The sequence below is a fragment of the Vibrio sp. PBL-C16 genome, from assembly GCF_034321865.1.
GTDB lineage: Bacteria > Pseudomonadota > Gammaproteobacteria > Enterobacterales > Vibrionaceae > Vibrio > Vibrio alginolyticus.
In genome coordinates this window covers 22,567-28,566 of record NZ_JAXLNY010000003.1, presented here as the reverse complement: position 1 = coordinate 28,566, position 6,000 = coordinate 22,567, and the positions used below count along the sequence as shown (strand labels likewise).

Genomic DNA, 6,000 nt, shown 5'->3' with positions numbered 1-6,000 from the left:
ATGGAACTTTGGAAAAAAGAAACCGGTAAGCTCAACGCAGATGGAATACCGGTATGTGCGAATAACTCATGTAAGCAAAAAGTTCTTGCTCCTATGCGTTTTGTCGCAGCGTGTCAAAAAGGGCATCTTCAAGATATTCCTTGGGTGTACTGGGCTCACAAAAATAGTAGACAGAAGACTTGTGAAAGCCCGGAACTCTACTTCCTGTCTAACCCTGAGCTTGGTAGCGGTTTGGATGCGCTCTATGTTGAGTGTAAAAATCCAGAGTGTGGCTCAAAAAACTCTCTTAAAGAAATAATGAGTCAGACAGGGCTCGCAGGTGTTAAATGCAATGATACTCAGCCTTGGGAATATAAAGATCCTGCAGAGCGCAAATGTGATGAACAGTTACATGTATTACAAAGGGGAGCAAGCAACCTCTACTACTCAATAGTGCGCTCGGCATTGGATATCCCTCATTCAGAGAAAAGCTCTGGGAACCAAATATATCTCAAGATAAAAGAATCAAATTATTTCGAAAGTTTGATGACTGCTTTATCTGATGGAAAAGAACGTCTAATTAACGCATATGTTGAAGAAATTGCAGAAGAGTTTGATCTTACTGAAGAACAAGTTTTGAACGCAGTAACTGGTAAAGAAAAGGAACAACGGACGTTTAAAGTTCCGAAAGATGAAGACTTAAGAGTTGCTGAGTGGGATGTTCTTTCTTCTCCAGATATTGCGAGTAAAGAGACTAAAACTTTTAAAGCTAAGGTCGCAGACTGGGCTAACTATCCCACTTTTGACTTTGATTCTGTAATAAAGCGAGTTGTTTTATTAGATAAATTACGTGAAGTACGTGCATTTTGTGGATTTGAGCGCGTATCACCAAGTGATAACGTTGTTAGCCCCAAAACCGCTTTGGAGAATAGATCGTGGCTTCCTGCTACTGAAGTCTATGGCGAAGGCATATTCATTGAAATGGATAACTCTGTCATTAACACTTGGGAGCAGCATATGCCACAAGAGTTAAAGCTGCGAATTGAAAAGTTGAATAAGCACCATACGGAGCTCAGCTCTACTTATTTGCCAGTTCCAAGCGTGAAGTTTCTAGTTCTACATACTTTAGCCCACCTATTAATTAGACAGCTAAGTTTTGAAAGTGGGTATTCTAGTGGTTCTCTAAGAGAGAGAATCTATGCTGATGATGGTCAAGCCGGACTGCTTATATATACAGCTGATGGTGATTCAGAAGGAAGTTTGGGGGGACTCGTTCAGCAAGGCGAAGCTAACAGATTGTTTCCAGCAATGTTAGCTGCGTTAGAAACTGCATACTGGTGCTCTAATGATCCAGTGTGTAGTGAAAAGCAAGAGTTAGGCATTATGGGATTAAACCAAGCTGCATGTCACTCTTGTACAATAATTTCAGAAACTAGTTGCGAGAATAACAACCTTTTACTGGACCGAAAGATTTTAATCGGTACAGATAATTATGAAGGCTTATTTACTAAAATTGTCAATAATGCGCAGCAGGAGTTTAGCTAATGAGAATGCCTAATGCGCGTCAAATAAGCGAAGAACAACAAGACATTTTTGAAGATGCACCTATCGATGGAAGTATTCTGGTTTCGGGTCCTCCAGGAACAGGTAAAACTGTAATTGCCTTCCTTAGAGCGCAGATATTAGCTAATAAAAACCGTGACGTAACTGTTTTAATGTACAACCGTGTTCTAAGGCGTTACACAGAGAATGTGGCAGCTGAAATAAATGGAAACGTGCAATCAAAAACGATGCATACTTGGTTTCCCGAATGGTGGAGGTCACATAGAATCACTACAGGTCATAGCTCGGAAACACTCATTATTGATGGGGACCGAGCATTTGTGAACTGCCCTTATGAGGATAAGGACAAGTTAAAAAAAGTCGGCGGGAAATGGGGGGTTAATAAATTCAACCCATTCACAAATAAAAAAGGGATGTGGTACGTCCCAAAAAGCCGGTATGACTCAGATCCTAGTATCTATAGCGCGTGGACAGGGACTTCATATGAACCATTGGAGCTTGCACGATGGCAATACAATTGGTTAGCAATGCGTGACTTGTACTTAGATCAACCTCAAGAAAAAATGGTCGATTGGGGACACTTGATTATTGATGAAGCACAAGATTTCGAACCTGGCCTTTTTTCGTTCTTACATCTGACATCTAAGCAATTAGAGCATGGGGCATTAACGATCCTTGCGGATGAGAATCAAAGACTGGAAGAGAATCGTCACTCTAGTTTAGAAGACATTAGAACGACTCTTAAATTGAACAAGAAACCTGAGCGTGAGTTTTCTTTAACAATTAACTTCAGAAATACATATCAAATAGCAAAAGTAGCAAGTCATTTTTATGTAGGGCTACCAACTGGTGTTCCAAAACTACCTAATCGACAAGGGAACAAACCTCAGTTGGTTGTTGTAAGTAACGTTGAGCAGCAGATTCAATATATTTGTCGTTCACTAAAAAACAGAGCAGCATTAGAAGTTGGTGTAATTGTTGACAATGACACAGATCGGGAACTATTTGTCAAAGAGATAGCTGACCGCTTGACCAACTATACTGTACAGTCATACAGTAGTAAGAACTATAAAAGTAGCGAAGACTTGGTATTTGACACGCAAGGAGTAGTGACGGTATTACATCGTAAGAGCTGCAAGGGACTAGAATTCGATGCTGTTTTTATCCCTCAACTACAGTCTTTTACTGTTGATGATACTGACCTGACAACCTTTAAGATGAATCTCTACGTTATGTGTTCAAGAGCACGTGAAGAACTAGTTTTCTTATGTAATGATGGCACTAGAGCTAACCCTGCTTTTTTCGAGCACTTTCCGAACCGTGCCTCTGGATTAATCGATTATAGAGAACAAGAATAATGGAAATGACCCCTAATACAACGTGCTACGTGATGCTTTCTAAACGCTACCTTAGTCGTTACGTTCTCACTTACGAACTTCTTCCTCTAGAGTATTGCTTTGATGTGAATGGGCAGAAGGTTTTTGATCACACCACAATGCATTCCCTTGTTAATAAAGGGAAAGTGGGAGATAAAAATGTAGTTGTAGGGCTGACACAAAACTTAGGGGGCTCTTATCTGCCATATTGCCACATATCTGATATTGGTTTCACTAACCAAGATAGTTTAGATATGTTTGTAGAACGTAGTTATGAAAACTATGATTCACGTACCATCAACTGCCGCATTTTGACAAGTAATAATGAATCCTCAGAGTTAACTCTGGATATTGTTGAGCCTCCAACAGTCGACAAACATGCTTTTACGTTAAAGATGGCTTTGAATGACGCAATTATAGCGGCAACTCATTCTCATCTATTGACACATCCTCAGTTCACAACTGAGCTGTCCAATTATCTAGGCAATGCAGATCAACTATTGAATGCAATTCTAACTTCTTATTTAGAAGATACTAACCAACTGGTTGTCGCGATTGAATTTTTCAAGGTGTGCAGCAAGTTTAATATAGATACAGGTTGGCAATTAATAGAGGTCGTTGAAGAGCTTAAAAAGAATTTACCTCCAGAAGCAAACTCCGATGATGTTAAACGTTGGTTCGAGACTGCTCAAAGAATAATTAACAATGAAGACGTTAACCTTATTTACTCTGATGATAAGAACATCGCTCTAAGAGCGATGATCCTTGTCCTTCTCAATCCAGAGAAGGACAATATCAATGCTATGAAAGTTAGCCTTCAAGAACATTTAGGAGAAAAAGTCTATTCGCTAGCAAATATCTTTGTAGGAGCAAGGGCAGGTTACAGCTACCTGAGTGTAGAGCAAAGAAACATGCTCGCAGATAGAACACAGCTTCAGTTGCTAAATGCAAGTCTTTACAACCATGCATCTGATGAGCTAACAAGTGAACCAATCGAGCAAATTCCAACTCAGGAACAAATCTCCCCTGACGAAAACAAATTTATACTAGAGCAAGAACCTTGGCTCAAAAGAGCCAGCCCAGACATATTTCAGCTTTGCGCCGTTAAACCTATGGCTGGATTTGATCTTTCGCTTGAGTATGAACCTGAGAGTTTCTTAGCGTGGCGACTCATAGATGCTAATGGAACCAAAGGAATGGAAAAACTTAAGGGACAATTAGCTCTCAATTTATTGCTGTTACAAGGAAAATTACCAGTAGGAGTAAGAATAGAAGTCATACAAGATCGAGGTTTATACATCAATTTACCTCTAGTTTGGGCTAAAGAGGCTGATTTAAAAAATAAACTACAGTACATTCTTGATGAGCTCATTGCGATTAAAATTGCCCAGAAATCGAGTAAGCTAGTTGTAAATTAAATAGCAATCCAAAAAAGCCAAAGCATTATTTGCTTTGGCTTTTTTACTATTTATGCCATTCGATTATTTTTTCCAAAAACAGCTCAAAATCTTCCCTAGTAACTATCTTCTCGCCGAGCACGACATTCAACGTAGCTAACTTTTCGAACAAGTGGACTAAGCGAGCATCAACTGTGAAGTAATGAACTTGTGACATGGTCACACCTCCATGCTATGAGCCCGCACATTTATACTTGTACTACGTGAGCCAGCTCACCCAATGGAACGTAAATAGCTTTGTTATCTTCACGCCAAAAGCGCACTTTACGCACCGACCAACCACAACGAATAAAATCCTTATTCGTGAGATAGGTACCGGCCCCCATCGAATAGTTTTCACGATGCTCACAGCTTTGCGCTTTATCCGCTAAAAACGCCGTATCCTCATGGTTTAAGCACGCTTTACGCAATTCTGGAAATAACCGGCGCGTATGTTTAGACCAAGAGAGAATAATGGTTTTCTCTGTATTGAATCGGTAATCATCCGCATAGGGATCGCTGTTGTCCTCATCAAAAACCGTGTATGTCGCCACAATTGCCCCCAGTGCCCAATCCGGTATTGATAGAGAGGCTTGAAACGCTTTCTCTTGTTCCACTCGTTGTTGATGGGCTGCCTTCCTTTGCTCTGCCTTGGCCAGTTCCTCTGCTTCTTGTTGTGCTTTCGCTAAACGGGTGCTCGCTAACACCTGAGAGCGAGACAACGCCACCGTATGCCGATTTAACTGATATGTTTTAATCAGTGCGAGCAGTTCTCGCCCCTGGGCGTCAGTAAAATACCAATGCGACGGCTCACTTTTCTCAAGCGATAGCGAGTACTCGAGCACACGAAAGCAGTGATCCGCAAACCCACACTCATTGCCACCGCAGCCCAAATCGACGCGGCAACGGTGCTGATGGCCATTATCGAAATTCACCGTAATGTCTGTTTTATCGTAACCACCAAGCGAATTATCTAACGCCGCTTTTAACGCGATGGCCTCAAAAATATCGAATGGGAATTCCTCTCCCTCATTCAAGCGAGAGGATTCCGACCAATTCACCAACACCGAACACGGCGAGACTTTCACTGTTGTAGAGCCTGAGTGATGCAACGGAGATACGTTGCTCGCGCTGACTGCCGTAGTGCTGTGAACTTGGGAAGAAAGGGAATGTGACATGATACGCTCCTTGTTTGATTGAATTTTCACCGTCGTTTTCGCCTAACTTCCCTTCAAAACCTCGTGGTTCTGCCCGTCAAAAGCGCGTAGCGTCCATTTCACTTTTTACGGGCAGGTTCTGAGGTTTTAAAGGTTAAGAAGTTGGCGCAAAACGCACGAGGGAAAATCAACACAGGGACCTGAATGCACAGCACTTAGCCAAGGTCAGACAGAACTTGGCTGGCAGCGCGAACCCCATAGCCCTGATTGTGACCCGTAGGGCCAAGACAATGGGAAATACGCTGTTTGTATTTTTTATTGGCTTGGTTGAGCCACCGATTGAGGGAGGAACGAGTGAAGAGGTACGCGAAATAAAGCAGGAAAAAGCTACTTGTTGAAAGTCGTTTGAGAACCTGTATGTACTACTGTTTGAATGATCTTTAAGAAAGCATTAGAAATAGTGTGATATTAGTGAAGCAACCGCACACA

5 protein-coding genes are annotated in these 6,000 nt (G+C 41.5%); 3 read left to right on the top strand and 2 right to left on the bottom strand.

Annotation, left to right across the window (positions count from 1 at the left end):
- The 3 genes from UQW94_RS23475 to UQW94_RS23465 form a co-directional block, all read left to right on the top strand.
- A partial coding sequence (locus UQW94_RS23475) for a DUF1998 domain-containing protein (RefSeq protein ID WP_322142597.1) occupies window positions 1-1,524 on the top strand: 1,524 nt, incomplete at its 5' end.
- Window positions 1,524-2,900 carry an AAA family ATPase gene (locus tag UQW94_RS23470; protein WP_253657744.1) on the top strand — a complete coding sequence of 459 codons (1,377 nt, stop codon included), beginning with the start codon at window positions 1,524-1,526 and terminating at the stop codon, window positions 2,898-2,900. The genes UQW94_RS23475 and UQW94_RS23470, both read left to right, overlap by 1 nt.
- Window positions 2,900-4,336, top strand: a complete 1,437-nt coding sequence (locus UQW94_RS23465) for a hypothetical protein (protein ID WP_258615244.1) — start codon at window positions 2,900-2,902, stop codon at window positions 4,334-4,336. Before UQW94_RS23470 ends, UQW94_RS23465 begins: the two co-directional genes overlap by 1 nt.
- 46 nt (window positions 4,337-4,382) lie before the next feature.
- Here the strand turns inward: UQW94_RS23465 and UQW94_RS23460 are convergent, their stop codons facing one another.
- Entirely contained in the window at window positions 4,383-4,532 is a 150-nt protein-coding gene (locus UQW94_RS23460) for a hypothetical protein (RefSeq protein ID WP_239939101.1), read from the bottom strand.
- Between the two features lie 31 nt (window positions 4,533-4,563).
- A complete protein-coding gene (locus UQW94_RS23455) occupies window positions 4,564-5,532 on the bottom strand; it encodes an LPD25 domain-containing protein (protein WP_258615246.1) in 969 nt (322 codons plus the stop codon).
- Between the last annotated feature and the right edge of the window lie 468 nt (window positions 5,533-6,000).